Origin of the sequence: Isoptericola sp. NPDC057191, assembly GCF_042670225.1 — a bacterium.
Taxonomy (GTDB): domain Bacteria; phylum Actinomycetota; class Actinomycetes; order Actinomycetales; family Cellulomonadaceae; genus Isoptericola.
This window is the reverse complement of the sequence record NZ_JBHUWC010000021.1, coordinates 1-25096: the sequence shown is the minus strand read 5'-3', so window position 1 is coordinate 25096 and position 25096 is coordinate 1. Positions and strand designations below refer to the sequence as shown.

Genomic DNA, 25096 nt, shown 5'->3' with positions numbered 1-25096 from the left:
GTCGCGCGGCCCGGATCGGGCCGGTACCACGTACCTGGTCGGTGGGCGGGGATAGGGTCGGGACATGCCTTCTGGTCTCACCATCGGCTATGCCGCGATGCTCGAGCAGTTCCACCCCACCGACGTGGTCGAGTACTCGGCCTACGCGGAGGAGCACGGCTTCTCCGGCGTCATGGCGGCCGACCACTTCCAGCCCTGGGTGCCGCAGCAGGGCGAGGCCGCCTTCGTGTGGAACGTCCTCACGGCCCTGGGCGAGCGCACCCGCGGCGACCTCGGCCCCGGCGTCACGGCCCCGACCTTCCGCTGGCACCCGGCGATGGTGGCGCAGGCGTCGGCGACGCTCGCCGCGATGTACCCCGGCCGGCACTGGCTGGGCCTGGGGTCGGGCGAGGCGCTGAACGAGCACGTCGTGGCGGGCTACTGGCCCGAGGCCCCGGAGCGGATCAACCGCATGTTCGAGGCCATCGACATCATCAAGAAGCTGTTCGCGTCGGGGATCGACGGCAAGGACGTCAAGCACTCCGGGCAGTACTACAAGATGGAGTCCACGCGGCTGTGGACCATGCCGGAGGTGCCCCCGGAGATCCTGGTGGCCACGGCCGGTCCGATCACCGCCAAGCGCGCCGGCAAGCACGCCGACGGTCTCATCACCGTCGGGGCGCCGCTGGAGAAGATCGAGATGCTGTTCGGCAAGTTCGACGACGGTGTGCGCGAGTCGGGCCGGGACCCGGAGGGCATGCCGAAGGTGCTGCAGGTACACATGTCGTGGGCCGCCACGGACGAGGAGGCGCTCGCCAACGCCATGACGGAGTGGCCCAACGGCGGCATGAAGTTCCCGAAGGCCGACATCCGCTCGCCGCACGACTTCGCGCAGATGGCGAAGCTGGTGCGCCCGGAGGACTTCGAGGGCCGCATGGTGATCAGCGCCGACCCGGACGAGCACCGCGCCGCCATCCAGAAGTACGTGGACCTCGGCTTCGACCGCATCTACCTGCACAACGTGGGCCGCAACCAGAAGGAGTGGATCGAGGTCTTCGGCCGCGAGGTGCTCCCGAAGCTCGCGCGGTGACCGCGCGGCTGTCCGCGTGGGCCCCGCCCGGCCTGCCGGAGGTCCGTCCCGGGGACGACCTCGCCAGGCTGGTCGGCGACCTGCTGGACGCCACCGGTGCCGACGCCCTCGTGGAGGGTGACGTCGTCGTCGTGACGTCGAAGATCGTCTCCAAGGCGGAGGGACGCGTGGTGCGCGCCGCCGACCGCGAGCAGGCGATCACCGACGAGACGGTGCGCGTGGTCGCGACACGCGAGCGGCCCGGCGGTGCGGCGCCGCTGCGCATCGTGGAGAACCGGCTGGGCCTGGTCATGGCCGCTGCCGGGGTCGACGCCTCGAACACGCCGGAGGGGACGGTGCTGCTGCTCCCCGAGGACCCGGACGCCTCGGCCCGTGCGCTGCGGACCGCCCTGCGCGCACGGTTCGGTCTGGACCGGCTGGGCGTGGTCGTCACCGACACCGCGGGCCGACCCTGGCGGGACGGTCTCACCGACATCGCGATCGGCGCGGCCGGGGTCGACGTCGTCGACGACCTGCGCGGCGGCGTGGACACGCACGGCCGGCCGCTGTCGGTGACGGTGACAGCCGTCGCGGACGAGGTGGCGGCCGCCTCCGAGCTGGTGCGCGGCAAGGCGGACGGCCGCCCGGTGGCCGTGGTGCGCGGCCTCGCGCGGCACGTGCGCCCGGGGGAGGGGGCCGACGCGGACGGGCCTGGGGCCCGCTCCCTGGTGCGGCCCAGCGCCGACGACCTCTTCCGGGAGGGCAGCGCCGAAGCCTACGCGCGAGGCGTCGCCGCCGGTCGCGCGAGCGCTGCCGGCGACGCCGGCTAGGGAGATTCCGCTCGCACCGGCCGGGCCTGGTCGCCTACGGTGCCCGCATGCCTGCCCTCGAGAGCCCCACCGGCGTCCCTGGCGACTGGATCGAGCACCGTCGCCCCGACGACCGCGAGGCGCTGGGGTGGTTGCGTCCCGACGGCGACGACTGGGTGGCGGTGTCCTTGCTCGGCCGGGACGTGAGCGGGCCGCTCGACTGGACCGCCGCCGAGGAGGCGCTCGAGGCGACCGGCCTGGCGTGGATGGCGGAGGTGTGGGCGCTCGAACGTGACGGGGCCGACCCGCTGCGGGTGCGGCTCGTCGAGGTCACGCCCGACCGCGTGGTGGTCCAGACCGACGACTTCGGTGCCATCGACGCGACCGTGGAGCGGTTCGAGCTGCCCTGGCCGGCGCCGGACGCGCTACGCCCCCGCCGCGAGGGCGACCCCGACGGCCGCGTCCTGTTCGCCGGCTGAACGGCGACCTGCCAGGCGGCTCAGCCGGCGTCCGTGGTGCCCTCGTAGAGGCCGATCCGGTTCCCGTCCGGGTCCTGCAGCACGGCCCACCAGCTGGTCGGGCTGATCTCCGACTTCTCCATGAGCACCGTGCCGCCCAGCTCGGCCGCCTTCGCGAGGGCGTCGTCGATGGAGTCCACCTCGACATAGCTGCGAGGCTGGTCGAACCCGTCGCTGCGGGGCGCGAGGCCGCCGCCGCTGATCTGGTTGGGGGCACGCCACATCGGGTAGTCCTCGAAGCCGGGCGGTGCCTGGATCTCCCACCCGAACAGGCCGGAGTAGAAGCCCTTGGCCCGCTCCTGGTCCGCCACGGGGATGTCGATGTGCGTGATGTCGCCGTGAGCCATCGTCGTGCTCCTTCGTGGGTCGCCGGGGCGGAGGTCGCCCCGCTCCCACGCTAGGCACGCGTCGGCGTACCTGCGACCCTGCTGCCATGACGACGTCTCCCACGCCACCCGCGCCGACCCCGAACCCGGCGCCCGTCGACCTGTCCACGCCCCACGGTCGGCGGACGGCGGAGCGGCTGCGCACGGAGGAGGTGGTCTGGCTCACCACCGTGGACGCCGCGGGGACGCCGCAGCCCACGCCGGTGTGGTTCCTCTGGCGCCCCGACGGCGCGGGGGTCGGCGAGATCGTCCTGCTGTCCCGGCCTGGCACCGCGAAGCTGCGCAACGTGCGCCGCTCCCCGCGGGTGGCGCTGCACTTCGGCACGGACGAGGTGGGCGACGACGTCGTCGTGCTGCTCGGGCACGCCACCGTCGACGACGGCGGCCTGTCGGCCGACGAGGCGGCCGCGTTCGACGCGAGGTACGCCGGTCCGGTCCGTCGCCTCGGCACGACGCCGGGAGAGTTCCGGGCGGACTACGGCGTCCTGCTGCGCGTGGTGCCCGACCGCCTGCGCGGCTGGTGAAGGTGCTTACAACCCCTGCTCCGCGGGCGGCACGACCGTCGTCGGCGTCCCGCCCGTGATGCGCACCAGCTCGTCGAACGAGGTGGGGAACACGGTCTTGGCGTGGCCGGCCGCCGCCCACACCACCTCGTGTCCGCGCAGGTCCACGTCGACGAGCGTGCGCACGGGGGCGGGATGGCCCACGGGTGCGACGCCACCGATCACCTGACCGGTGGCCTCGCGCACGGTGTCCTTGTCGGCGCGGGCCAGGCGGCCCCCGAGCCGCGACCCCAGGAAGTCGGTGTCCACGCGGTGCGCGCCGCTGGTCAGGACGAGGACGGGCACGCTGTCGAGCGTGAAGACCAGCGAGTTCGCGATCGCGCCGACCGGCACGCCCAGCGCCTCTGCCGCACGGGCGGCCGTCGTCGCGTGGTCGTCGAGCCAGCGCACCTCGCCGTCCGCGCCCGCAGCGCGAAGGGCGGCGCGCACCCGGTCGACGGCGGGGTGGGACGGCGCGGGACGGGACGCGTCGTCGGTGCGGGTGTCGGCAGCGGGCGAGGGGGCAGCAGGGGCGACGGCGAGCGCGGGCTCCGGCGCTGCGGGGAGCTCGTCGGCAGCCGTCACGTCGTCGCCGGAGAGCCAGCGCAGCCAGACGGTGCGGCGGTCCCCCTCGAGGACGAGCGCCCGGACCAGGAGGGTCAGCGGGATGGCGAGGATGGCGCCCAGCGGGCCGATGACGAACGTCCAGAAGACGACGGACACGAAGCTGAGGGTGAGGCTCAGGCTCACCGCGTCGGAGACGAACTTCGGCTGCACCAGCACCTGCAGCACCACGTTGACCACGCAGTAGACCGCCGCGACGGCGAGTGCCAGCGGCCAGCCGCCGACGACGAACGCCATGATGACGGGCGGGATGAGGCCCAGCACGAAGCCGATGTTCGGGATGAAGTTGGTGACGAACGCGAGGATCGCCCACACGACGGGTGCGGGGACGCCGAGCAGCGCGAGCGCGAAGCCGTCCACGACGGCGACGACCGCGCCGAAGGTCGCGTTCACCACGAAGTAGCGCCGCACCCCGGAGCTGAACCGGGTGGCGCGGGCGATCTGCGCGCCGTGGGTCGCGCCGAACACGCGGGACGCCGTGGAGTAGCGGGCGGCGTCGGCGGCCATGAAGATCGCGTACGCCAGGACGAAGAAGAGCGCCGTCCCGATCGACAGGGCGATGCTGCCCACGCTCCCCGCCACGGCGAGCACGCGCGACGGCTCGAGGAACGACGTGGCGGCGTCGGCCATCTGGGCGTCGAGCCCGAGGGCGGAGAGCTGGGCCGCGACGTCGTCGACGGACTGCTGCAGCTCGGACAGGTAGTCCTGCACCAGGCCGCCGAACTGGAACCCGGCGAACACGAGCATCGCGATCAGTGCCGCGAGGATCAGGTACGCGACGACGATGACGGCCGTCGTCGCGAGCCAGCGCGGCCAGCCGCGCGCCTCGAGCGGGCGCCGCACCGGGTGGCAGATGATGACGATCACCGCGGCGAGGAAGACCGGGGCCAGGACGTCCCGCGCCCAGTACATGCCCGCCAGCACCAGGACGGCGGCCCCCAGGGACAGCAGCGTGCTGGTCGCGGGGTTGAGGCCGTCGTGGTCGGTGGTCGGGGTGCCGGGAACGGTCGCCGGGGTCGAGGTCACCCCGTGACCCTAACGACAGCCGCCGCGGAACGCGGGCCCGGGCACGCCTGTCAGATCCATCGCTTGCCGCGGAACACCGCGAACAGCGCCACGCTCACGCCCAGCATCGCGACGAGGGCCGCGGGGTATCCCCACGACCAGTGCGTCTCCGGCATGATGTCGAAGTTCATCCCGTAGACGGTGCCGACCAGCGTCGGGGCGAACAGGATGGCGGCCCAGCCGGAGATCTTCTTGACCTCCTCGCCCTGGCGGATGCTCACCTCGGTGAGATGGGTCATCTCCTCGTTCTGCCGCTGGGCCACGAGGGTGGCGTTCACGGTGAGGATGTCGCGCAGCGCGGCGCGGAACGACTCGACCCGGTCGGCGACCTCGGTGAGGTGGTCGGCGACGTCGCGCAGGTAGGCCTGCATCTCCTCGGTGACGCCGTACTTCTCCGCGCCCTTGGCGAGCGAGGCGCACACGCGCTGCAGCGGGCGCACGGCCCGCTGGAACTCGACGACCTCGCGGGACAGCTCGTAGATGCGTCGCGACACCGACGCGTCCCCGCCGAACACCTCCGACTCGATCTCGTCGATGTCGGCGTCCAGGCCCGCGACCACGGGGGCGTAGTCGTCGACGACGCGGTCCACGATCGCGTACAGCACCGACTCCGGGCCGCGGGCGAGCATGGCGGGGTGCGCCTCGAGGTGGGTGCGCACGGCCGCGAGGTCGGGGCACGCCCCGTGGCGCACCGTGACGACGAAGTCGGGGCCGACGAACACGTGCAGCTCGGAGAACTCGACCGACTCGGTCGCGTCGACGTACCGGGCCGCGTGCAGCACGACGAACAGCGTCTCGCCGTAACGCTCGATCTTGGGCCGCTGGTGCGCCACGATCGCGTCCTCGACGGCGAGCGGGTGCAGGTCGAACTCGCGCGCCAGCTGGGCCAGCTCGGTCTCGTCGGGCCGCTCCAGGCCGATCCACGCCATCCCGCCGGGGCGGGAGCGCAGCTCGCGGAACACCTCGGCGAGGCGGGTGAAGCTGGCGACCCGGCGCCCGTCGGCGTCGTAGAGCGCGGCCTCGACGATCGACGACCGGCCGGGCAGGTCGCGCCGGTCCAGGCGGTCGGCGTCGGCGCGGTCGGCGTCGCGCCCGAGGCGACCGCCGGCCCCGCTGGCGGGGTTGGCGCGGCGGGGGCGCAGGGCGCCGAGCAAGGGGCGGGTGCGGACCGTGCGGGCGCCGCTGGTGAGGGCAGGGGTGACGGACATGGCGGACTCCGAGGGCGTGCAAGGGACGAGGCGGACGTACGTCGGTCCCGCGACTGCGGCTCGGCAGGGAGCGCCCGCGTCAGGTCCGGGCCAGGGCCTCGGACGGGTGGCGTGCGATGGTGCGACGCGGTGTCTGCGCGCGTCGCGGCCGCCCGGACGTGCCGGGCGGGGGAGCCGTCAGTCGCGGCTCGGACTACTGGGAGGCTCGCTACGGGTCATGTGCGTGCACCTCCCTCGTCGTGTGCGGCGTCCGCCGCTGCTGCTGCTCAGGCCGCCGCCCAGCATATCCGCGCCGGAACGCTCCGGCCACGACCCCGGCGCCCGGGCGGGGTGATCTCCGCGACGTCGTCCCCGGCGGCCCGATCAGCGGTGCGGGTCGACCAGCACCATCCCGGTGCGCGGGTCGTCCCGCAGCCCGGGCAGGAGCCGGGCACCCTCCTCGAGGCCGACGACGCGGTCGACGAGGTCGCCGGGCCGCAGGGTGCCGTCCGCGACGCGTGCCAGCATCTCCGGGTAGTCGACCGCCGCCATGCCGTGGCTGCCGAGCACGTCGAGCTCCCAGCCGATCACGCGGGACATCGGCACCCGCGGGTGCCCGTCGACCGGCGGCAGCAGCCCGACCTGGACGTGCCGGCCGCGCCGCCGCAGGCTGCCGATCGCGTCCGCGCAGGTGCGCTCGCTGCCGACGGCGTCGACGCTCACGTGACAGCCGCCGGTGAGGGCGTGGACGGCGGCGGGCACGTCCACGCCGTCGCCGGCGAGCACGGTGTGCGCGGCGCCGGCCCGGCGCGCAGCCTCCAGGGCACCGTCGTGACGGTCGACGGCGACCACGTGCGCGCCGAGCGCGGCGGCCACCATCACGGCGCTCAGGCCCACGCCGCCCGCCCCCACGACGACCACCTGCTCGCCGGCGCCGACCTGGGCGCGCCCGACGACGGCGCGGTAGGCCGTCGCGAACCGGCACCCGAGCCCCGCGGCGGTGGGGTCGTCGACGCCGTCGGGCAGGGCCACGAGGTTCGTGTCGGCGGCGTGCAGCACGACGAGCTCCGCGAACGACCCGGCGTGCGTGAACCCGGGCTGCGTCTGGTCCGGGCACACCTGTGCCTGGCCGGACCGGCACCAGTCGCAACGCCCGCAGCCGCACACGAACGGCGAGGTGACGCGGTCGCCGACCCGCCAGCGCGTCACCCCGTCGCCCACCGCGGCCACGACGCCGGCCAGCTCGTGGCCAGGCACGTGGGGGAGCGTCGTGATGTCGGTGTCGTGCCCGGCCCAGGCGTGCCAGTCGCTGAGGCACAGGCCGCTGGCGTGCACCCGCACCACGACGCCGCCGGGCGGGGCGGCGGGCTCGGGCACCTCGCGGACCGTGACCGGCCCGCCGAACTCGTCGAACGTCATCGCGCGCACCGGCCGATCCAACCACGCCCCGCACCGCCCCCGGGAGGGTCGCCCCCCGGCGCGGCCGCGGGTCACGATTGGGCCACGGACCCCGCGCACGACTAGGTTGCGCGCGTGATCCAGACCCGGTCGTGGGCGACGTCGCTCGCGTGCACCCTGTTCCTCCTCGTCCTCGCGGCGCTCGCCGTGTGGTCGGTGCTGCCGCCGGCACCGCGGGCCGCCGACACGGCCGCGGACGAGTTCAGCGCCGAGCGCGCGTTCGCGACCGTCGAGGCGATCGGCACCGAGGTGCACCCGCACGGCACGGCCGCCGCGGCCGCCGTGCGCGACCAGATCGTGGCCGACCTGCGGGACCTCGGGCTCGACCCGGACGTCACCGAGGGCGTCGGCATGTCCGGGCGCCTGGGCGACCAGAGCCGGGTCGCCGCCACGACCAACGTCGTCGCCACGATCAAGGGCACCGACTCCACGGGACCCGTCTTCCTCGTCGCCCACTACGACTCGGCCGAGGTGTCGCACGGCGCCAACGACGACGGCGCCGGCGTGGCGACCCTGCTGGAGACGGCGCGCGCCCTCGGCGCCGGCGCACCCCTGCGCAACGACGTCGTCCTCGTGTTCACCGACGCCGAGGAGGCGTGCCTGTGCGGGGCCGAGGCGTTCGCGCACGCCGACCCCCGCGCCGCGGGCGGCGGCGTCGTGGTCAACGTCGAGGCCCGCGGGTCCTCGGGCCCGGCGATCATGTTCGAGACGTCCGACGGGAACGCCGCCCTCGTCGACGCGTACGCGAAGGTGCCGTACCCCGTCGGCAGCTCGCTCGCCGTCGAGGTCTACCGGATCCTGCCGAACGACACGGACTTCTCGCCGTTCCTCGACGACCCCGCCGGCCGGTTCACGGGACTGAACTCCGCGTACATCGACGGCTCCGCGACCTACCACGCGCCGCAGGACACCCCCGAGCGGATGTCGCTGGCGAGCCTGCAGCACCACGGGTCGAACGCCCTCGCCCTCGCCCGCGAGCTCGGGAACGGCGACGCCGCGGCGCTCGCCGAGCCCGCCGCCGACGACGCCACCTACTTCCCGGTGCCCGGCCGCGTGCTCGCGCGCTACCCCGGGTCGCTCGTGTGGCCCCTCGCGATCGTGGCCGTCCTCGCCGTCGGCGCGCTGGCCGTCGTCCTGGCCCGCCGCGGCGACGTGCGCGGGGAGCGCACCGGCGCAGGCCGCCTCGCGCTCGGCTTCGTGTCCGCGCTGCTGCCGCTCGTCGGCGCCGTCGCCGGCTCGATGGCGCTGTGGTGGGTCATGACGCTCGTGCGGCCCGGCTACGCCGAGATGCTCGACCCGTGGCGGCCGTGGGGGTTCCGCGTCGCCCTGCTCGGCATCGTCGCCACCGTGGTCACCGCGTGGTTTGTCGGCCTGCGCCGCTCGCTGGGCGGCCCCGCGCTCGCCGTCGGGGCGCTCGGCTGGCTCGCCCTCCTCGGCGTCGTGCTGGCCGCGGTGACGCCGGGCGGCTCCTACCTCGCGGCGCTGCCGGCGCTCGCGGGCGCGCTCGCGGGCCTGGTCGCCGTCACGGTGGCGCGCGGCACCGTGGGCCGTCGGGTGGCGGTGACCCTCGGCGCGGCGGTGGGCGTGGTCGTCCTCGTGCCGATCGTGCTGCTGTTCTTCCCGGCCCTGGGCCTGGCCACGGGCGCCGCCCCGGCCGTCGTGGCGGCGCTGCTCGGCCTGGCCCTCACGCCGGTCCTCGCGCTGCTGCTGCCGCGTGGTCGCCGCCTCGCGGCCGGCCTGGTGGGGTCGTGCGCCGCGGTGGCCGTCGTGGCGCTGGCGGTGGGCTTCGTCGTCGACCCGTTCGACGCCGAGCACCCCGAGCCCACGCGCCTCGCCTACGCGTTGGACGCCGACACGGGGACCGCGCACTGGGTCTCGGACGAGGCGACGCCCAGCGACTGGACCTCGCACTACGTGAGCACCGAGACCGACCTGTCCGAGAAGTTCCCCATGTTCGCCGAGGAGGTCTGGGCCGGCGACGCCGAGGCCGCCGACCTCCCCGCACCGGTCGTGGAGGTGGCGGACACCGTGCCGGACGGCGACGCGCGCCGGCTCACCCTCCGGGTCACGCCGGGGAAGGGCGAGCAGATCGGCACCAGCGACGCCCTGCGCTACGTGCAGCTGAACGCCCGGGGCGTCGAGGCGGCGACCGTGGCCGGGCGCGAGGTCCCCGTCGACGACGGCGTCCTCGACACCCGGTTCTACGCGCCCGGCGAGGACGGGTTCGAGGTGGTCCTCACGGTCCCGGCCGGCCAGCCGCTCGACCTGCGCGTCGTCGCCGCCGGCGGCGGCCTCGAGGGGCTCCCCGGGTTCGTCGAGCGGCCCGCGGGCGTGGGCGTGGCCGGGGAGCACACGTCCGAGCTGGTGCTGGTGGGGACGTCCGTCCGGCTCTGACGACGGTGGACGGAGCACACTCCGCTGGCGCATGGGGCGGACCGTGAAGCGTCCATGTACCTTGTCCGTAGGCCGCGAAGGGAGAGGGTCGCTAGTGGGGCTAAACACGGATGAGCGGAGGTACCTGCGCATAAGCAAAGCCAAAGCAAGTGAGATTTCTTTTCTTCGTCTTGGCACCTCGCTACTGTCTGACACTGGAAGCAGTGTCGACAAGGTCGTTCATCAGGTGTGTCAGGACCGGATAGATCTCGCGCGCGGGTTTTGCAGGGCTGGTGATCGGCTAATGAGGCTTCGCCCACCAGAGTTTAGGAGTGCGACCAGCCGATACTACTACGCCATGTATCACGGAATGCGTGCTGTAGTCTATTTCTCAAAGATGGGCGACGACCATGAATCGCATAGTCAACTCCCCGTGCACACGCCAAGAGACTTTATCGATAGCGATCAATGGGTTAACAAGTTGAAGGACGCGCGGGGTCGCCGCAACGACGCGGATTACGATCCATATCCCAACGATCATGAAGAGTTTCGACCAATAGCGGTCCAACTTCGCGCCGATGCCCACACGTTTGAGAAACTGGTCGTCGAGTATCTTGTCCAGAAAGGCTGCGTGGTAACGTGACTGAACTGTCGGCAGCGGAGCGCGATGTGCTAATCCGGCGCGAGTTTCGGGAACGCGCGGGAATTGACGTGCTCAAGATTGAAGAACGTACGTATCCCGAAGAGACGAACGTTATCGTGTTCGTGCGTGAGGACGACTTGCCCAGCGCTGCGGCCATCGGCAACTTGTTGGACGCTAAACTAGCGACGCCGACGGAACCGGTTTACGTCGTTGTGCGTCGGGGTAGCGTGGAGGAGGGAAATCCAGGCGCTTCGGCTCCAACACGTGGAGTAACGGATCCGCGAGTAATTGACATGACTCGGCTTATCACCGCGCGATCCAGAGTGTCGATTGTGCAGCCAAGCCTTTCCTATGTTCGCGACGCCCAGGCCAACCTCTCAGCGGTTACAGCGGCGCGCCATCAGCTGGTATTTGGACGACGGGGCGCAGGAAAGACCGCGCTTCTGGTCGAGGCGCGCAATCAAGTCCGAGAGGACGGCGCGATCTCAGCATGGATTAACATGCAGACGCTCAGAAACGAGCAGCGCGAGCGTGTGGTTCTACACGTCTTGGTGGCGATCTTGGACGAGTTGCAGTCAGCGCGCCAGGTGGTGCGTTCGGCGTCGGTAGTGGCATCCGATATTGCCGAACTCGGTTCTGAGTCGCGCCGAATGCTCAACGCGCAAGACGTGGAGGACAAGACCGTTCTTCGCCTGGTTCCCCAGGTTCAAAGGGTGTTGTCGAGGTTTCTAGACATTGAGGGCGTGCCCCTCTTCGTATTCCTCGACGACTTTTATTACGTCGCTCGGAATGATCAACCATGGATTCTGGACGCTCTGCACGGCTGCGTGCGGGATTGTGATGCCTGGCTAAAGGTTGCCTCTATTCGGCACTTGACTAGGTGGTTCCAATCGTCGCCGCCGGTTGGGCTACAGACGGGACATGACGCGGACCTTATCGACCTCGACGTGACGCTCCAGGATCCAGGGCGAGCGCAAAAGTTCCTCGAGAATTTGCTATCGAAGTATGCTCAGCACGTCGATATTAGTTCATTGAATCGAATATTCAGCAAGAAGGCTCTGGATCGCCTTGTCATTGCATCCGGTGCGGTGCCGCGCGATTATCTCGTTCTTGCGTCGAGCGCTATCGGAAAGGCAAAAGCTCGTCCAAACGCTTCTCTAGTTGGCGCGCAGGATGTGAATCAGGCAGCTGGCGATGCTGCAGGAATCAAGTTGCAGGAACTTGAAGAAGATATGGCTTCGAATGTCGGCATCGCCGAGCAGACGTTGGCAGCTTTGCGCGTAGTCCGCGACTTTTGCCTAGAGGAGAACGGATTCACGTACTTTCTAGTCAATTTCAAGGACAAGGAGCTGAACCCGCGCGCCTATTCCTTGCTGACGGAGCTTTTGGATGCCCGGCTAATTCACCTACTTGACGCTGGTGTTTCCGATCCGCACGCCGCAGGCGAGCGATCGGAGGCTTTCCTTTTGGACTTGAGCCAGTATTCTGGGTCTAGACTTAAGAGGAAGATTCGCGTCTTGGACTTCTCGAATGGTCGTATGATTTCGCGCGAAACAGGTACGACTTCTGCAGCACGTGTTGGAAACACGCCTCTGCAAGTTATCGCAATTCTTCGCGCTGCGCCCAGTTTCTCGTTAGGTGGGTTGGCGAGCATCGGAAGTTGAAGTGGCTAGTCTGCAGAATGCAGAAGCAACGGGCAGGCGGAAGTGATGCTTCAAGCCTCCGGGCGGGCGACGGCGTCGGCGAGCTGCTGCGGCGCCTGGATGCAGTAGGAGTCCGTCAGCAGCTCGGCCATCTCGTCCCAGTCGGTCGCGTCGTCGAGCACGACGCCGACGACGTTGCTGCCCCAGCCGGCCCGGAAGTACGGGCCGCCGAGGTGCTCGAAGGCCTGCACCTCCTCGGGGTCGGCCCGGAACGTGACGCGGAACCGCTGGTCCTCGCCGCCGAAGACGTGCGCCACGGTGGCGCGGCGCACCCGCCAGCGGACGCCGGTCCACGCGCCCTCCTCGGCGCACTCCGGGAACCGGAGCAGGGCGCGCAGCCGCTCCACGAGCTCGGGCGGGACGTCAGGGCGGTCGGGCACACGACGAATGTGCCACGCCCGTCCGACACCCGGGCCGACCCGCGGGGCAGCGTGCGGGCCGGGTCAGCCCAGGCGGGCGCTGAGCACCAGCTCGTCGCTGCTGACGTCGAGGCGCACGTCCGTGAGCCGGACGCCGGGGGGCAGCGCGGCCGCCAGGTCGTGGCGCTGGTTCGCGGCGGCCTCGACGCGGCCACGCACGACGCCGAGCATGGCCGCGACGAGCGGGTTGCCGCTGGAGATCCGCACGTCACCCACGGTGAGCACCATCGCCGCGTCGATCGACGCCGAGGCCGTCGCGGACACCGCGGCCGAGAGGAAGCCCTTGCGGACCTTCGCGTCGATCCGCAGGCCGGCCGCGCGCGGGCCGTGCGAGTCGATCTGCACGTCCAGGCCGCTGAGGGTGATGCCCTGCGACTGCAGCGACACCGCCAGCAGGCCGTGCACCGTCGCGACGAGGCCGGCGCGGGAGACCGCGACCCGGGCCTGCCCGGTCACGGGGTGCGCGTCGTCCGGCTCGACCGACCCCACACCGACCTGCCCGTCGGTCCCCTCCACCCAGACGAACCGCAGCCCCGCGGCCTCGACCAGGACGTCGACGGGCAGGTCGACGGCCGTCAGGGGGTGGGCCTCGACACGCACGTGCCGCACCGTCCCGTCCTCGCGCGACACGACCGCGGGTGACCACGTCATGCTCGGCACCTTCTGCTGGGCGCCGAAGGCGACGCCGGTGAGGTCCACCTCGAGCGAGGCCACGTCGGGCCCGTCCAGCGCTGCCGCCACGCGGGCCCGGTCCAGGCCCGTCGTGCCCGTGCCGGCGGCCTGCGCGGCCAGGGAGCGCAGCCGGTCGGCGAGGTCGGTCCCCGTGCGGGGTCGGGGAGCAGGGCCGAGCGAGACGAGCTGCGGTGAGGTCATGCCGGCGAGCCTAGTGCGAAGCCGTGAGGTGCGACGGGGAGGCCGGGTCGCGACCCGCCGCCGTCAGTGCGCCAGCAGGTCGGCGCCGATCGACGCCGCCGCGAGCTGGCCTGCCGCCATCGCCGCGATCACCGAGCTCACGGGCATGGGGAAGTCCGCGGTGTGCGCGAGGTCGCCCGCCGCGAGAACACCAGGGAGGCTGGTCCGTGCCGTCGCGTCCACGGCCACGCACCCGGACGCGCGCAGCTCCAGGCCGAGCTGTGCCGCGAACGGAGCCGACTGGTGCAGCGTCGGAGCGACCATCACGCCGCCGAGCTCCTCCGGCGCGGTACCGTCCAGCACGGCGCGCGCCCCCGGGTGGCCGCCGGGCAGCGTCACGGGCTCCAGGCGGAGCACCTTCTCGGGCCGGACCGCGACGCCGCGCGCGGCCAGCGCCGCGGCGAGCTCCGGGTCGACGTCGGCGCCGTCGGCGAGGACGACGACCCGGCTCGCGGTGCGCTCGATCAGCCCGGCGACGTGCGGGGCGTGCGGGCCGGCGCCGAGGATCGCCACCGGGGTGCCGGAGAACTCGTGCCCGTGGCAGTACGGGCAGTGCGCGGCGACCGTGCCGAACAGGGCGTCCAGGCCGGGGGTGTCCGGCAGCTCGTCGCGCACGCCGGTGGCGAGCAGCAGCCGTCGTGCGGCGACATCTCCGGTGTCGGTGCGCACCACGAACCCGTCCGCCGGGCGTGCGGCGTCGAGCGGCGCGACCTCGTGCGCCGTCGCGCGGCGCAGCTCGACCGAGTCGTAGGCGGCGAGGGTCTGGTGTGCCGCGGCGCGGAACTCGGACGGCTTCGCGCCGTCGAAGCCGAGCACGTTGTGCATCGCGTCCGCGGGGTCGTTGCGGTAGACGCCGGAGTCGAGCACGACGACGTCGCGGTGCGTACGGCCGAGCATCAGCGCGGCGGCGAGACCGGCCGGGCCGGCGCCGACGATTACGACGTCGTGCAAGGGGTCGTGCGGGTCGTGCGGCGCGGTGCCGGGGGTGGCGTTCATGGGGTCTCCTCGTGGTCGGTGGCGTGGTCGGTCGCGTGGTCGGTCGCGTGGTCGGTCGCGTGGTGGGTCGCATGGTCGGGCTTGCGTGCTGACCCCAGCCTGTGACTTCATGTCAACATGAAGTCAAGGGGTGCCGAGGACGCGACGTGGAGCGTCGGCGAGCTGGCGGAGCGGTTCGGTCTGGAGACGCACGTGCTGCGCTACTGGGAGGAGGTCGGCCTCCTCTCCCCGTCGCGCGACGCCGGGGGGCGGCGCCGCTACGGGACGGACGACGTGGTGCGCGTCGCGACGATCCTCAGCTCCAAGGTCGCGGGCATGAGCCTGGAGCAGATCCAGGTGCTGCTGGACGCCGGGTCGTCCGGGCAGGGCGCGCGGGACCGGCACGAGATCCTCACGGCGCACCTTGCCGAGCTCGACCGACGCCAGGAGGAGATCGACCGCTCCCGGCACATGACGGAGCATGCGCTGGCGTGCCGGGCGCACGACATCGCGGCCTGCCCGCGCTTCCGCGAGCACGTCCAGGACCTGGTCGACGGCACCCGCACCTGGCGCGACATGCACCCGGTGGCCCTCGTCCCCGCGGGGACGCACCGATGACGGCGGGTGCGGGCGCCGCCCGCCCCGGTCCGCGTGAGCTCGGCGTCGTCGTGGGCGACCTGCCGACCGGACCGGCGAACGCGATCACGGACGTCGCGGGCGTGCGCGTGGGGCACACCACGCTGCACGACGGCGAGCGGCTGCACACCGGAGTCACCGCCGTCGTGCCTGACGTGCTCGGGGCGGGTCCTGGACAGCGTCGCTCGCTGCCCTGCGGGCTGTTCGTCGGCAACGGCTTCGGCAAGCTGGTCGGCGCGACGCAGGTCGCGCAGCTGGGGGCGATCGAGACGCCAATCGTGCTCACGGCGACCCTGTCGGCGTTCCGTGCGGCGGACGCCCTGGTGACCCACGTGCTCGCGTGGCCGGGGTACGAGGAGGTGCGCTCCCTGAACCCGGTGGTGGGGGAGACGAACGACGGGTACCTGTCCGACATCCGCGCCCGCCCGCTCACGGAGGCCCATGTGCTGGCAGCGCTCGACTGCGCGGCACCCGGCCCGGTCGCCCAGGGGTGCGTCGGGGCCGGCGCGGGCACCACCGCCCTCGGCTACAAGGGCGGCATCGGTACGGCGTCGCGCCGGGTGGACGTGGCGGGTGCCGCTCGCACCGTGGGCGCCCTGGTGCAGTCGAACTTCTCCGGCACGCTCACCGTGCGAGGCGTGCGGATGCCCGCCACGGATCTGTTCGGCACGGAGTCGATCCCTTCGGCAGGTCTTCGTGCCGAACGGATCGACGCAGTGCCGAACGGATCGGAGGCGATCGACGGGAACTCCTGCATGATCGTCGTCGCCACGGATGCGCCGCTCGACGCGCGCCGCCTGGAGCGCGTCGCCCGCCGGGCGGTGTTCGCCATGGGCCGCGTGGGCGCCGACTTCACCCACGGCAGCGGCGACTACGGGCTGGCGTTCAGCACCGCTGACCCGGCGGCACCCCTCGTGCTGGACGACGCGCTGGACCCGCTGTTCGCCGCCGTCATGGACGCCGTCGAGGAGGCGCTGCTCGCGTCGGTGCTCACCGCCACGACGACGGTCGGCCATCGGGGCACGGCGTACGCCGTCCCGCACCGCCCCCTGCTCGAACGGCTGCGTGCCGCCGGGTGGACGCCGGGGCCGATGCACTGACGCCGCACGGCGCCACCTCCGCCGAAGGGCCTGGCCAGGGTGACCGGTCGAGTCCGGCGAGCGTCGTCAGCCCTGCTTCGCAGCCTTGGCCGCCGCCTTCTGCGCCTTCTTGAACGTGCGCACCTCCGCGAGCGACTCCGCGCTCGTGACGTCGGCGATCGACCGCCGCGACCCCTCGTCGCCGTAGTGCCCGGCCGCCTCCTGCCAGCCCGCAGGGCGGATGCCGCGCTGCTTGCCCAGCAGGGCCAGGAAGATCTTGGCCTTCTGCTCCCCGAAACCGGGCAGCGCGCGCAGCCGGGCCAGGACCTCGGCGCCCGTGGCCGGCCCCTCCGCGCCCGGCGACGTCCAGAGCCCGGCGACGTCGCCGTCGTAGTCGTCGACGATGGCGCGGGCCAGCGCCTGCACGCGTGCGGCCATCGACCTCCCGTACCTGTGGATGGCCGGCGGCGTGGTCGCGAGCGTCACGAACTCGTCCGGGTCGGCGTCCGCCACCGCCTGCGGGTCGATGCTGCCCAGCCGGTCGCGGATCTTGCGCGGCCCGGCGAACGCGTGCTCCATCGGGTACTGCTGGTCCAGCAGCATGCCCACCAGAAGCGCGAACATGTCGTCGCTCAGCAGCGCGTCCGTCTCAGGGTCGCCGGTGATCCACAGCGGTGCGGTCATGGGGCCATCCTGCCCTGTTCGCCCACCCGTCGTCGCTCGGCAGGTCACCATCTCTCCATGAATCTCCCCGACCAAGCCGGAGTCCTGGGTGGCCCTCGTTGCGGCAGGCGTCGCCCTGCTGGTCGGGCTCATCGGGCCGTTCGTGAACGTACGGACCCAGAAGCGCACGCTCAGGGCTCAGCGCGAGATGGCGAACGATGAACGCTCTGGGCGAAGCGTGCGGCTCTCTACGAGGACGTGCTGCGGTGGGCTGGCCGCGTCAGGGCCAAGTTCGCAGCCGTCGTTGAGGACGCCCATGCCCGTAATCGTGCGAGGCTCTGGTCAACGCACGAGGGAACTCATGCCTGCCAGGGCCGTGCGCTGGACGAAGGATCATGTGATGGTCGCGGTGATCGAGGTTGGCGCAGCGACGAGGGCAAGCGAGCTGCACGTCTGGCTCCGGGCCGGCGACGTCTATCGCACCATCCCGAGGCGAGGCGCACCCCAGCGCGGCGTCTCAACGGGAACGCAAGCGTCCCGCCAGCACGATGATGCCGAGCGTGACCGCCCCCGCCGCGATGGCTGCGATGACCACGGGCAAGGTTGCCCAGTGGTTGACCAGCCCGATCACGACGACGACGGCAAACGCGATCAGCGGGAGGATCCAGTCACCGTTCGCCTGAGACTTCATATGGCCGAGCCTATCGTGCGACAAGGCAAGCCACATAGGTTGCGGCTCCGGTGGTTCCCGCACCGGCCATTACGCCACCAAAAGTGACCACATTGAGGCCGGGCACGAAGTAGGTGACACCTGTGTAGAGGACGCCGGAACCGGTGACCACCACAGCCGCGGTCATGCCCTGATTCAGGCAGCTCTTCGCCTTTCTCGCCGCTGCCTTCTTGTGCTTGGTGGAGACCTTCTTGCCCTTGATCTGCACCTTCGAAGTCTTCACGACCGCAGACGATGACTTGCCGTTCTTTGCGACCACTTCAACACGAAGATAGCCCTTCGTGTTTCGATAAGGCAATACGCTCTTGTTGATCGCCTTGTGCGTGTTCTTGGTGGTGTAGGCGTTGTACGGGCCGTAGTAGCCCTGCTTCGTCACCCATACCTGATAGAACTTAGCGTTCTTCGCCTTGTTCCATGTGACGACGATCTGCTTCTTGGTGTAGTAGACCTTCACGTTGGTCGGCCGACCAACGGATGCGGCCTCGGCGGAAGGGGCGTTGGCTGTCATCCCGCCACCGATCAGAGCGAGAAGCATGGCCAGCACCATGAGTGCTCGCGCCGGCTGAAATGCGCCTCGCTGTGGCAATAGTTGTGTGCATCGTTGCTCCGATCTGCTGCCCGAAATCCGTACGCTCTCGATACGACGGAAAGATCGGAACACAGAGGCTTGGGTGCTGCAACCACAGAGGGGTGCGATTGCGAAAAATGCTACTCGATAGACGTGATACAGCAGAAATGTGCCCCGTTTGAGCGGCTGGGTGACAAAGGAGCCCCGGACCAGTCACGGTCTCGGGGTCTCTTTGCGTCGGCTCAGCCCGCCAGGACGAGGATCTTCGTCTTGCGATGCTCCGTCCAGATGTCGACCAGTTCGCCGCTCTGAGAACAGATCTCGACGTTCGGGGCAGCCGGGTTATTGCCGTGATCGATGGCTAGGGCGATTGCCTCGGGGTGGTCGTTCGCAGACTTCTCCTCGAACTCGATGCTGAGGAACTTCAGATGGCGCTTGGACACCATGCAGGGGCCGCAGCCTGGGTTCGAGTAGACAGTCACGGTGTTGCTCACCTGGGGTACTTCCCGTGCCGTTCAGGTAGTCAGTGAGCACCGGGATCCCGGACTCGACGGGCATGCTCACGTACTGATGGCTCACGCCGAGCTGCCACGAGATGTACTTCTACGTCGCGTCGGCCGCGTAGTACAGGACTAGCGCCAGCTCCTGAGCGAACGTCAGCTTCGCGTTGCCCCATGCGCGGCGGAGGTCAGCGAGGACCGCCATCCACGAGCCGCCCATCTTCGGGTCGCCTGTGCCTCGGATCCCCGCAGGTCACGTCGTCGACGGGGCATCATGGGCTCCATGCCGAGCAAGAAGTCGAGGCCGCCCCGCGACAAGCGGGCGGTCCGTGAACGCCTGGAGCGCGCGAGCCAGGAGCGGCTCGCGGTGGGCGTGAGGCGTTGGATACGCGGCGCGGACCACATCGAAGGGTTCGTGGTCGGCGTCGGTGCCCGTTGGGTGGCGCTCGCGCAGCTGGATGACCGCGTCAGCCTCGACGGCTGGACGCTGTTGAGGCTCAAGGACATCCAGGCCGTCACCGTGGAGCCGGATCACGACAGCTTCACCATCAAGGCCCTGCGTGCTCGCGCGGAATGGCCGCCGCAGGTCCCCGACGTGGCTCTCGACGATCTCCGGGGCGCAGCGACCTCCGCGGCTGCCCTCGCACCGATGAGCGCGACCTTCGTGGAGCTCGACCGACCCGACATCTGCTACGTCGGTTCGTTGGTCTCTGTCGATGACAGGAGGTTGCGTCTCCTGGAGGTCGACACGCAGGGCCAGTGGCACCGCAAGACGCGGTCGCTCGATCCCGACGACGTGACGCGCATCGACTTCGGTGGACGCTACGAAGAGACGCTCGCCCTGGTGGCCGGGCCCGCCCCCGAGGGCTGAGCGCGGGCTCGACGGCCCACCCGGTCCACACGGGCTCGATCCCTACGACGCGTCGGCACGTAGCCGCCGCAGCCGCCCCACCAGGAACGTCTGGATGCCGATGACGCCCGTCATCGAGCCGACAGCGCCGTCGAGCAGCCCGCGGCCGTGGTCGCCGTCGACGACGCGCAGCTCGTCGACGCGGTAGTCCACGCCCTTGCGGGTCAGCCGGTAGGACCCGGCAGCGCGGACGTTGCGGCACCAGTCGACGTCGGGGCCCCAGGGGAGGGGGTGCAGCACGAGGACGTCGCGGTACTCGCCGATCTCGACGGGGTCGCCCGCCCGCTCCACGCGGGTGTCGATCGGTGCGCGGGCGGCGAACGCGACGACGGGGGTGCGGTACTCGCGCCCGCTCTTGCGGCCCACGTGGTGCAGGGTGGCCCACGGCGGGACGCGCGAGCTGATCTTCAGGGCGTAGGGGTTGAAGCGCTTGGTGGCCTTGGCGACGGCGGGAGGCACGGGCATGCCGTCCATCCTGCTGCGCCCCGGCCCCGTCCGCTGGTTGACTGGGCCCCATGAATCTCTGGGACGTGCTCGTCGTGCTGACGGTGCTGGTCACCGGCCTGGCGGGCGGGGTGTTCGCGGCGTTCTCGACGTTCGTCCTGGCCGGCATGCGCCGACTCGCCCCGGCCGACGCCGCGACCGCGATGGCGGCGATCAACGAGGAGGCGGTACGGCCGCCGTTCATGACGCTGTTCGGCGCGGCGGTCCTGCTGCCGGTCGCGACGGCAGTGGTCGGTCTCGCCGGCGGGGACGACGGCGCATGGTGGGTCGTCGCGAGCGCGGTCGTGGTCCTGGTGGGCATGCTGGGCGTCACCGCGGCCGGCAACGTGCCGCTCAACGACCGGCTCGCCGCCCGCCGCGACGCCGCCGGGTGGGCCGCGTTCGACCGGCCGTGGACCCGGTGGAACCACGTGCGCACCGTCGCGTGCGCCGCGTCGTGCGCGCTCGCCTGCCTGGCGCTGGTGTGACGACCACAGGGACGAGGGAACGGACGAGAGGGGAGCAGGCATGAGGATCAGGGACCCGCAGGACTGGAACAGGCCGCTCGACGCCACGGTTGCACCGGACATGACCACGGACGCCGCCGGGCAGCACGACAGCACGACCAGCGAGAGCGAGACGGCGACCGTCGACCGGCTCCTCGCCGACACGACCACGTGGGCCGTCGTCGGCCTGTCGAACAACACCGAGCGCGCCGCGTACGGCGTCGCGCGCGTGCTGCAGCGGGCAGGCAAGCGGGTCGTTCCCGTGCACCCGGGCGCCGAGACGGTGCACGGCGAGCAGGGCTACGCCAGCCTGGCCGACATCCCGTTCCCCGTCGACGTCGTGGACGTGTTCGTCCGCTCCGAGCTCGCGGGTGCCGTCGCGGACGAGGCGGTCGCGATCGGCGCCAAGGCCGTCTGGTTCCAGCTGGACGTGATCGACGAGGACGCCGCCGCGCGGGTGCGCGCCGCCGGCCTCGACATGGTCATGGACCGCTGCCCGGCGATCGAGCTCGGCCGCCGGTAGCCCGCCGGAGCGGTCAGCGCGGCGCGAACGTCAGCACCGGTCGCCCGGTGCGCGGGTGGGTGAGCACCTCGGTGCGCACGCCGTAGACGGGGTCCAGGACGTCGGGCACGAGGACGTCGCGCACCTCCCCGGCAGCGACGACGCGCCCGCCGGACAGCAGCACCACGTGGTCGCAGTGCTGTGCCGCGAGCTGCAGGTCGTGCAGGGCCGCCAGCACCGTGACGCCTCGGTCGGCGAGACGGCGCAGCACGCGCAGCGCGTCCAGCTGCGCGGCGATGTCGAGGTGGTTGGTCGGCTCGTCGAGCAGGATCAGCGTCGGCTCCTGCGCGAGCGCCCGCGCCATGTGCACGCGCTGGCGCTCGCCGCCGGAGAGGGTCGTGACCTCACGGTCCGCGAGCGCGGCCGCGCCCACCTCGTCGAGCGCGGCCAGGGCCGCGGCCCGGTCCGCGGCGGAGTCCCCGGCGAGGAGCGAGCGGTGCGGGATGCGCCCGAGCAGGACGGCGTCGAGCACCGTGACCGGCAGCTCCGTGGACGCCTCCTGCTCGACGAAGGCGACGGTGCGCGCGCGACGGCGGCGCGGCAGCCCGAGCAGGTCCGTCCCTGCGAACGTGACGCGGGGTGCTGCGGCCCCGTCGCCGGAGGGAGGTTGCACGCCGGCGACGACGCGCAGCAGGGTCGACTTGCCCGACCCGTTCGGGCCCAGCAGACCGCTCACGGCGCCGGGCGGCGCGGTGACGTCCACGCCGTCGAGGATCAGCCGGCCGGCGGCGGACCACGAGACGCGGACGGCGTCCAGCCCCGCACGGTCGGTCGGGCTGCCCGCCGGAGCGTCGACGCGCGTCTCGGCCGTCATGCGATCCTCCGGCCGCGCCACAGCAGGAGGGCGAACACCGGGGCGCCGACGGCTGCCGTGACGATCCCCACCGGGACCTCGCGCGGGGCGAACACGGTGCGCGCCAGGGTGTCGGCCCAGACCAGGAACGACGCTCCGCACAGCGCCGACAGCGGCAGCAGCAGCCGGTGCCGCGCACCGGTGAGCAGACGGACGGCGTGCGGCAGGATCAGGCCGACGAAGCCGATGGACCCCGACTGCGAGACCAGGGCCCCGGTGAGGAGCGCGACGCCGACCAGCAGCAGCCAGCGCACCCGCGCGACGGGCACTCCGAGCGCCGCGGCCGCCGTGTCGCCGAAGGTGAACGCGTCCAGGACCGACCCCGTCGAGGCCAGCAGCGTGCCGAGCACGAGCACCGCGACCCCGGTGATGGCGACCGACGTCCACGTCGCCCCGGCCACCGAACCCATGAGCCACGACAGGATCTCGCGGTAGGAGTCGCCCGTCGCGGACCAGAAGATGACGAAGCTCGTCGCGGCGGCGGCGAGCTGGCTGACGGCCAGCCCGGCGAGGACGGTGCGCGTGGGCGTGATGGTGCCGATCGCCCCGGCGAGCCCGAGCGCTGCGGCGAGCGCCGCCACCGCGCCGCCGAACGCCGCGAGCGGCAGCAGCACGGTCAGGCCGGCGACGAGCACGAGCACCGCCCCGAGGGAGGCGCCCGACGACAGGCCGAGCAGGTAGGGGTCGGCCAGCGGGTTGCGAGTCAGGGACTGCATGACGACGCCGCAGACCGCGAGCCCGGCGCCGACCGCCGCCGCCGTCAGGACGCGCGGCAGCCGCAGCTCCCAGACCATGCCGTCGGGCAGCGCCCCGAGCGGTTCGAGACCGAGCGCGCCGCCGAGGCCGAGGTGCGTCGCGATCGAGCGCCACACGTCCGCGACGGACAGGTCGACCGGCCCGATGGTCACGGACACCAGGACGGTGCCGACCAGCACGGCGGCCGCGGCCGGCAGCCACCACGCTGCGCCGCGGCGCCGCGGGGCGGACGTCGGCGGGGCCGTGGACGGCGGTGCCGGCCGTGTCTCGACGGTCACCGGTCGAGGCCCGCCAGCTGGTCGGCGAGGTCCACGACGGCGTCGACGTTGCGCACGCCCGCCTCCGACGCCGGGAACGGCACGGTGAGGTACCGGCCCTCGCGCACGGCGGTCATCCGCGCCGTGGCCGGGTTGGACTCGAGCCGCTCGATCTTCTGCTCGGCGGAGTTCCACGTCGCGTCGACGAGCACGATGACGTCGGGGTCGGCGTCGATCGCCTGCTCCCACGAGAACGAGGTCCAGGTGTCGTGCACGTCGGCCGCGACGTTCTCGAGGCCGACGGCGTCCATGATCATCTGTGGCGCCCCGATGCCGGCGCCGACGTACGGGATGTCGTCGCCGGAGGAGTACCACAGGGCGGTGAGGCCGCGGTCGTCCGGGGTGACGGACGCGAGGGTCTTGCGCTGGGCGGCGACGAGGTCGTCCGCGGCGCCGGACACGTCGAAGATCGTGCCGACCTCGGCGATCTCGGCGAAGACGTCGTCGAAGGTCAGAGGGTCGGGCATCGCTCCCGGGGACTTGCACGCGGCGGGCGAGACGTAGGTCGCCACGCCGAGCTTGGCGAGCGTGTCCCGGTCGCCGGCACCGTCGGGGGTCAGGTTCGACTCCCAGCCGGCGTACACGAGGTCGGGCTCCAGCCCGAGCACCGCCTCGGCGCCGGGGACCTGGTCGGCCATCGGGCTCGTGACGGCGGGGACGCCGGCCGCCGCGTCGGCGAGCGAGTCCGGCACCGGGCCGTCGAGGAACGCGGAACCCACGATGCGGTCGCCCAGCCCGAGCGCGAGGAGCATCTCGGTGGTGCTCGACTTGATCGTCACGACACGCTGTGGCGCGGCGTCCACGGTGGTGCGGGTGTCGCAGTTTTCGACGGTCAGCGGATAGCTGGTGCCCTGGGCGCCGGCTCGGTCCGAGGCTGCGGGGGACGCGGCGGCGTCGGCGGGGTCCTGGGCGCAGCCCGCGAGGGTCACGAGGGACAGGGCGAGGAGGGCAGCGCCGGGCACGGCGGTGCGGGGGAGGCGGGGCACGCGAAAGCTCCAGAGGTGTCGTCGTCTGTGTCGTCGTCCGACGGCGCGGCATCTCGCACCGGTGGAACCGCGGCCCACAGCCCGGGTCGCGCCGACGGGCCAGAGTCGTGCCCGTGATCCGCCGCCGAGCCTAGTACGCGCCGGCGGTGCCGTGCGGTTGACTGGCGCCCGTGACGCTCCCGGCCGCTCCCGTCTCGCCCACCGTCCCTGCCGCACCGCCGGCCGACGCGCGGGCCGTGCGCTGGGGAGCGCTGCCGAACGCCCGGGACCTGGGCGGGCTGCCCACCAGCGACGGCGGTCGCACGCGCCCTGGCCGCTTCTACCGCACGTCGCGGCTCGACGACGCCGGACCGGACGGCCTGGCGGCGATGGCCGCTGCCGGCGTCCGCACCGTCGTCGACCTGCGCAACGCCGCGGAGGTCGAGCCGCTGGAGCTGCCGCCCTCGGTGGTGCGGTATGCCCTGCCGGTCGAGGACCCGGACGACGAGGAGTTCATGCGGGACTGGGCGCCGCACCGCCACACGCCGCGCTACTACCTGACGGTGCTGGAGCGTTGGCCCGGCCTCGTCGCCGAGGTGTTCCACGTGTTCGCCGCGGCGCCGGACGGTGCCGTCGTCTACCACTGCGCGGGCGGACGCGACCGGACCGGCATGATCACCGCCCTCCTGCTCACGCTGGTCGGCGTGCCGCGAGGCGTGATCGTCGACGACTACCTGCTCGCCGTCCGCGCCAACAACGAGCGCGTCGCCACGGTGCCCGGCTGGGACGAGCCGCACCGGGGGCCTGCGGAGCTCACGGCCTGGTGCCGCGACGTCGCGCGTGCGCTCGAGGAGTTCCTCGACGGGGTGGACCCCGCGGGCTACCTGCGTGCGCACGGCGTGACGG

At 72.1% G+C, this 25096-nt stretch carries 27 protein-coding genes and 1 pseudogene; 12 read left to right on the top strand and 16 right to left on the bottom strand.

The window, feature by feature from the left end; all coding sequences use genetic code 11:
* The first annotated feature begins 64 nt into the window (after positions 1 to 64).
* From ACFT55_RS05400 to ACFT55_RS05390, 3 genes are read left to right on the top strand one after another with little or no spacing between them, the layout of a single operon-like run.
* Positions 65 to 1069, top strand: a complete 1005-nt coding sequence (locus ACFT55_RS05400; protein ID WP_380242323.1) for a TIGR03557 family F420-dependent LLM class oxidoreductase — start codon at positions 65 to 67, stop codon at positions 1067 to 1069.
* Positions 1066 to 1878: a coenzyme F420-0:L-glutamate ligase gene (gene cofE / locus ACFT55_RS05395; RefSeq protein WP_380242320.1), complete on the top strand. Its 813-nt coding sequence runs from the start codon at positions 1066 to 1068 to the stop codon at positions 1876 to 1878. The genes ACFT55_RS05400 and cofE overlap by 4 nt, the downstream gene beginning before the upstream one ends.
* Positions 1879 to 1925: 47 nt before the next feature.
* Entirely contained in the window at positions 1926 to 2336 is a 411-nt protein-coding gene (locus ACFT55_RS05390; RefSeq protein WP_380242318.1) for a hypothetical protein, read from the top strand.
* 20 nt (positions 2337 to 2356) lie between these two features.
* On the opposite strand, the gene ACFT55_RS05385 is transcribed toward ACFT55_RS05390, so the two are convergent.
* A complete protein-coding gene (locus ACFT55_RS05385; RefSeq protein WP_380242316.1) occupies positions 2357 to 2722 on the bottom strand; it encodes a VOC family protein in 366 nt (121 codons plus the stop codon).
* An 86-nt stretch (positions 2723 to 2808) separates the two neighbouring features.
* On the opposite strand from ACFT55_RS05385, the gene ACFT55_RS05380 reads away from it, so the two are divergent.
* The gene (locus ACFT55_RS05380) at positions 2809 to 3285 is read left to right on the top strand and encodes a TIGR03667 family PPOX class F420-dependent oxidoreductase (RefSeq protein WP_380242314.1); all 477 of its coding nucleotides are present in this window, start codon (positions 2809 to 2811) and stop codon (positions 3283 to 3285) included.
* A 6-nt stretch (positions 3286 to 3291) separates the two neighbouring features.
* Here the strand turns inward: ACFT55_RS05380 and ACFT55_RS05375 are convergent, their stop codons facing one another.
* The 4 genes and pseudogenes from ACFT55_RS05375 to ACFT55_RS05360 form a co-directional block, all read right to left on the bottom strand.
* A complete protein-coding gene (locus ACFT55_RS05375) occupies positions 3292 to 3753 on the bottom strand; it encodes a YbaK/EbsC family protein (protein WP_380242337.1) in 462 nt (153 codons plus the stop codon).
* Between the two features lie 246 nt (positions 3754 to 3999).
* Positions 4000 to 4839 (bottom strand): annotated as a pseudogene (locus tag ACFT55_RS05370) (AI-2E family transporter); the annotation flags it as partial.
* Positions 4840 to 5003: 164 nt separating this feature from the next.
* Positions 5004 to 6200 (bottom strand): magnesium/cobalt transporter CorA, encoded by a 1197-nt coding sequence (gene corA, locus ACFT55_RS05365; RefSeq protein ID WP_380242312.1) that lies wholly within the window; start codon positions 6198 to 6200, stop codon positions 5004 to 5006.
* A 363-nt stretch (positions 6201 to 6563) separates the two neighbouring features.
* Entirely contained in the window at positions 6564 to 7607 is a 1044-nt protein-coding gene (locus ACFT55_RS05360; RefSeq protein WP_380242310.1) for an alcohol dehydrogenase catalytic domain-containing protein, read from the bottom strand.
* A gap of 105 nt (positions 7608 to 7712) precedes the next feature.
* On the opposite strand from ACFT55_RS05360, the gene ACFT55_RS05355 reads away from it, so the two are divergent.
* A complete protein-coding gene (locus ACFT55_RS05355) occupies positions 7713 to 10031 on the top strand; it encodes a M28 family peptidase (protein ID WP_380242308.1) in 2319 nt (772 codons plus the stop codon).
* Between the two features lie 618 nt (positions 10032 to 10649).
* On the top strand, positions 10650 to 12317 hold the full coding sequence (locus ACFT55_RS05350; protein WP_380242306.1) for a hypothetical protein: 1668 nt from the start codon (positions 10650 to 10652) through the stop codon (positions 12315 to 12317).
* Positions 12318 to 12367: 50 nt separating this feature from the next.
* Here the strand turns inward: ACFT55_RS05350 and ACFT55_RS05345 are convergent, their stop codons facing one another.
* The 3 genes from ACFT55_RS05345 to ACFT55_RS05335 form a co-directional block, all read right to left on the bottom strand.
* Positions 12368 to 12736, bottom strand: coding sequence for an MmcQ/YjbR family DNA-binding protein (locus ACFT55_RS05345; protein ID WP_380242304.1), 369 nt, complete (start codon positions 12734 to 12736; stop codon positions 12368 to 12370).
* A 63-nt stretch (positions 12737 to 12799) separates the two neighbouring features.
* The gene (locus tag ACFT55_RS05340; RefSeq protein ID WP_380242302.1) at positions 12800 to 13648 is read right to left on the bottom strand and encodes a hypothetical protein; all 849 of its coding nucleotides are present in this window, start codon (positions 13646 to 13648) and stop codon (positions 12800 to 12802) included.
* Between the two features lie 63 nt (positions 13649 to 13711).
* Positions 13712 to 14683: an NAD(P)/FAD-dependent oxidoreductase gene (locus ACFT55_RS05335; protein WP_380242300.1), complete on the bottom strand. Its 972-nt coding sequence runs from the start codon at positions 14681 to 14683 to the stop codon at positions 13712 to 13714.
* Positions 14684 to 14800: 117 nt separating this feature from the next.
* Between ACFT55_RS05335 and ACFT55_RS05330 the strand changes: the two genes are divergently transcribed.
* Together ACFT55_RS05330 and ACFT55_RS05325 are read left to right on the top strand one after the other, a co-directional pair.
* The gene (locus tag ACFT55_RS05330; protein WP_380242298.1) at positions 14801 to 15280 is read left to right on the top strand and encodes a MerR family transcriptional regulator; all 480 of its coding nucleotides are present in this window, start codon (positions 14801 to 14803) and stop codon (positions 15278 to 15280) included.
* On the top strand, positions 15277 to 16398 hold the full coding sequence (locus ACFT55_RS05325; RefSeq protein WP_380242296.1) for a P1 family peptidase: 1122 nt from the start codon (positions 15277 to 15279) through the stop codon (positions 16396 to 16398). The genes ACFT55_RS05330 and ACFT55_RS05325 overlap by 4 nt, the downstream gene beginning before the upstream one ends.
* Before the next feature lie 66 nt (positions 16399 to 16464).
* On the opposite strand, the gene ACFT55_RS05320 is transcribed toward ACFT55_RS05325, so the two are convergent.
* The 4 genes from ACFT55_RS05320 to ACFT55_RS05305 form a co-directional block, all read right to left on the bottom strand.
* Positions 16465 to 17061 (bottom strand): HhH-GPD-type base excision DNA repair protein, encoded by a 597-nt coding sequence (locus ACFT55_RS05320; RefSeq protein ID WP_380242294.1) that lies wholly within the window; start codon positions 17059 to 17061, stop codon positions 16465 to 16467.
* A gap of 496 nt (positions 17062 to 17557) precedes the next feature.
* On the bottom strand, positions 17558 to 17731 hold the full coding sequence (locus tag ACFT55_RS05315) for a hypothetical protein (protein ID WP_380242292.1): 174 nt from the start codon (positions 17729 to 17731) through the stop codon (positions 17558 to 17560).
* A gap of 10 nt (positions 17732 to 17741) precedes the next feature.
* On the bottom strand, positions 17742 to 18305 hold the full coding sequence (locus ACFT55_RS05310; protein WP_380242290.1) for a hypothetical protein: 564 nt from the start codon (positions 18303 to 18305) through the stop codon (positions 17742 to 17744).
* Between the two features lie 275 nt (positions 18306 to 18580).
* A complete protein-coding gene (locus ACFT55_RS05305) occupies positions 18581 to 18832 on the bottom strand; it encodes a glutaredoxin domain-containing protein (RefSeq protein ID WP_380242288.1) in 252 nt (83 codons plus the stop codon).
* Between the two features lie 289 nt (positions 18833 to 19121).
* Here ACFT55_RS05305 and ACFT55_RS05300 point away from each other — a divergent pair, with 289 nt between their 5' ends.
* A complete protein-coding gene (locus ACFT55_RS05300) occupies positions 19122 to 19709 on the top strand; it encodes a hypothetical protein (RefSeq protein ID WP_380242286.1) in 588 nt (195 codons plus the stop codon).
* 42 nt (positions 19710 to 19751) lie between these two features.
* Here ACFT55_RS05300 and ACFT55_RS05295 read toward each other — a convergent pair whose 3' ends face one another.
* Entirely contained in the window at positions 19752 to 20213 is a 462-nt protein-coding gene (locus tag ACFT55_RS05295; RefSeq protein ID WP_380242284.1) for a hypothetical protein, read from the bottom strand.
* A 50-nt stretch (positions 20214 to 20263) separates the two neighbouring features.
* Here ACFT55_RS05295 and ACFT55_RS05290 point away from each other — a divergent pair, with 50 nt between their 5' ends.
* Positions 20264 to 20719 (top strand): anthrone oxygenase family protein, encoded by a 456-nt coding sequence (locus ACFT55_RS05290; RefSeq protein ID WP_380242282.1) that lies wholly within the window; start codon positions 20264 to 20266, stop codon positions 20717 to 20719.
* A 40-nt stretch (positions 20720 to 20759) separates the two neighbouring features.
* Positions 20760 to 21260, top strand: a complete 501-nt coding sequence (locus tag ACFT55_RS05285) for a CoA-binding protein (protein ID WP_380242280.1) — start codon at positions 20760 to 20762, stop codon at positions 21258 to 21260.
* Positions 21261 to 21273: 13 nt separating this feature from the next.
* Here the strand turns inward: ACFT55_RS05285 and ACFT55_RS05280 are convergent, their stop codons facing one another.
* Genes ACFT55_RS05280 through ACFT55_RS05270 form a run of 3 tightly spaced genes read right to left on the bottom strand, consistent with a single transcriptional unit; the run spans position 21274 to position 24211 of the window.
* Complete coding sequence (locus tag ACFT55_RS05280) at positions 21274 to 22113, bottom strand: putative F420-0 ABC transporter ATP-binding protein (protein ID WP_380242278.1); 840 nt, start codon at positions 22111 to 22113, stop codon at positions 21274 to 21276.
* A complete protein-coding gene (locus ACFT55_RS05275) occupies positions 22110 to 23186 on the bottom strand; it encodes a putative F420-0 ABC transporter permease subunit (protein WP_380242276.1) in 1077 nt (358 codons plus the stop codon). Before ACFT55_RS05275 ends, ACFT55_RS05280 begins: the two co-directional genes overlap by 4 nt.
* Entirely contained in the window at positions 23183 to 24211 is a 1029-nt protein-coding gene (locus ACFT55_RS05270; protein ID WP_380242274.1) for a putative F420-0 ABC transporter substrate-binding protein, read from the bottom strand. Before ACFT55_RS05270 ends, ACFT55_RS05275 begins: the two co-directional genes overlap by 4 nt.
* 170 nt (positions 24212 to 24381) lie before the next feature.
* Between ACFT55_RS05270 and ACFT55_RS05265 the strand changes: the two genes are divergently transcribed.
* The coding region (locus ACFT55_RS05265) for a tyrosine-protein phosphatase (RefSeq protein ID WP_380242272.1) at positions 24382 to 25096 on the top strand (715 nt) is incomplete at its 3' end.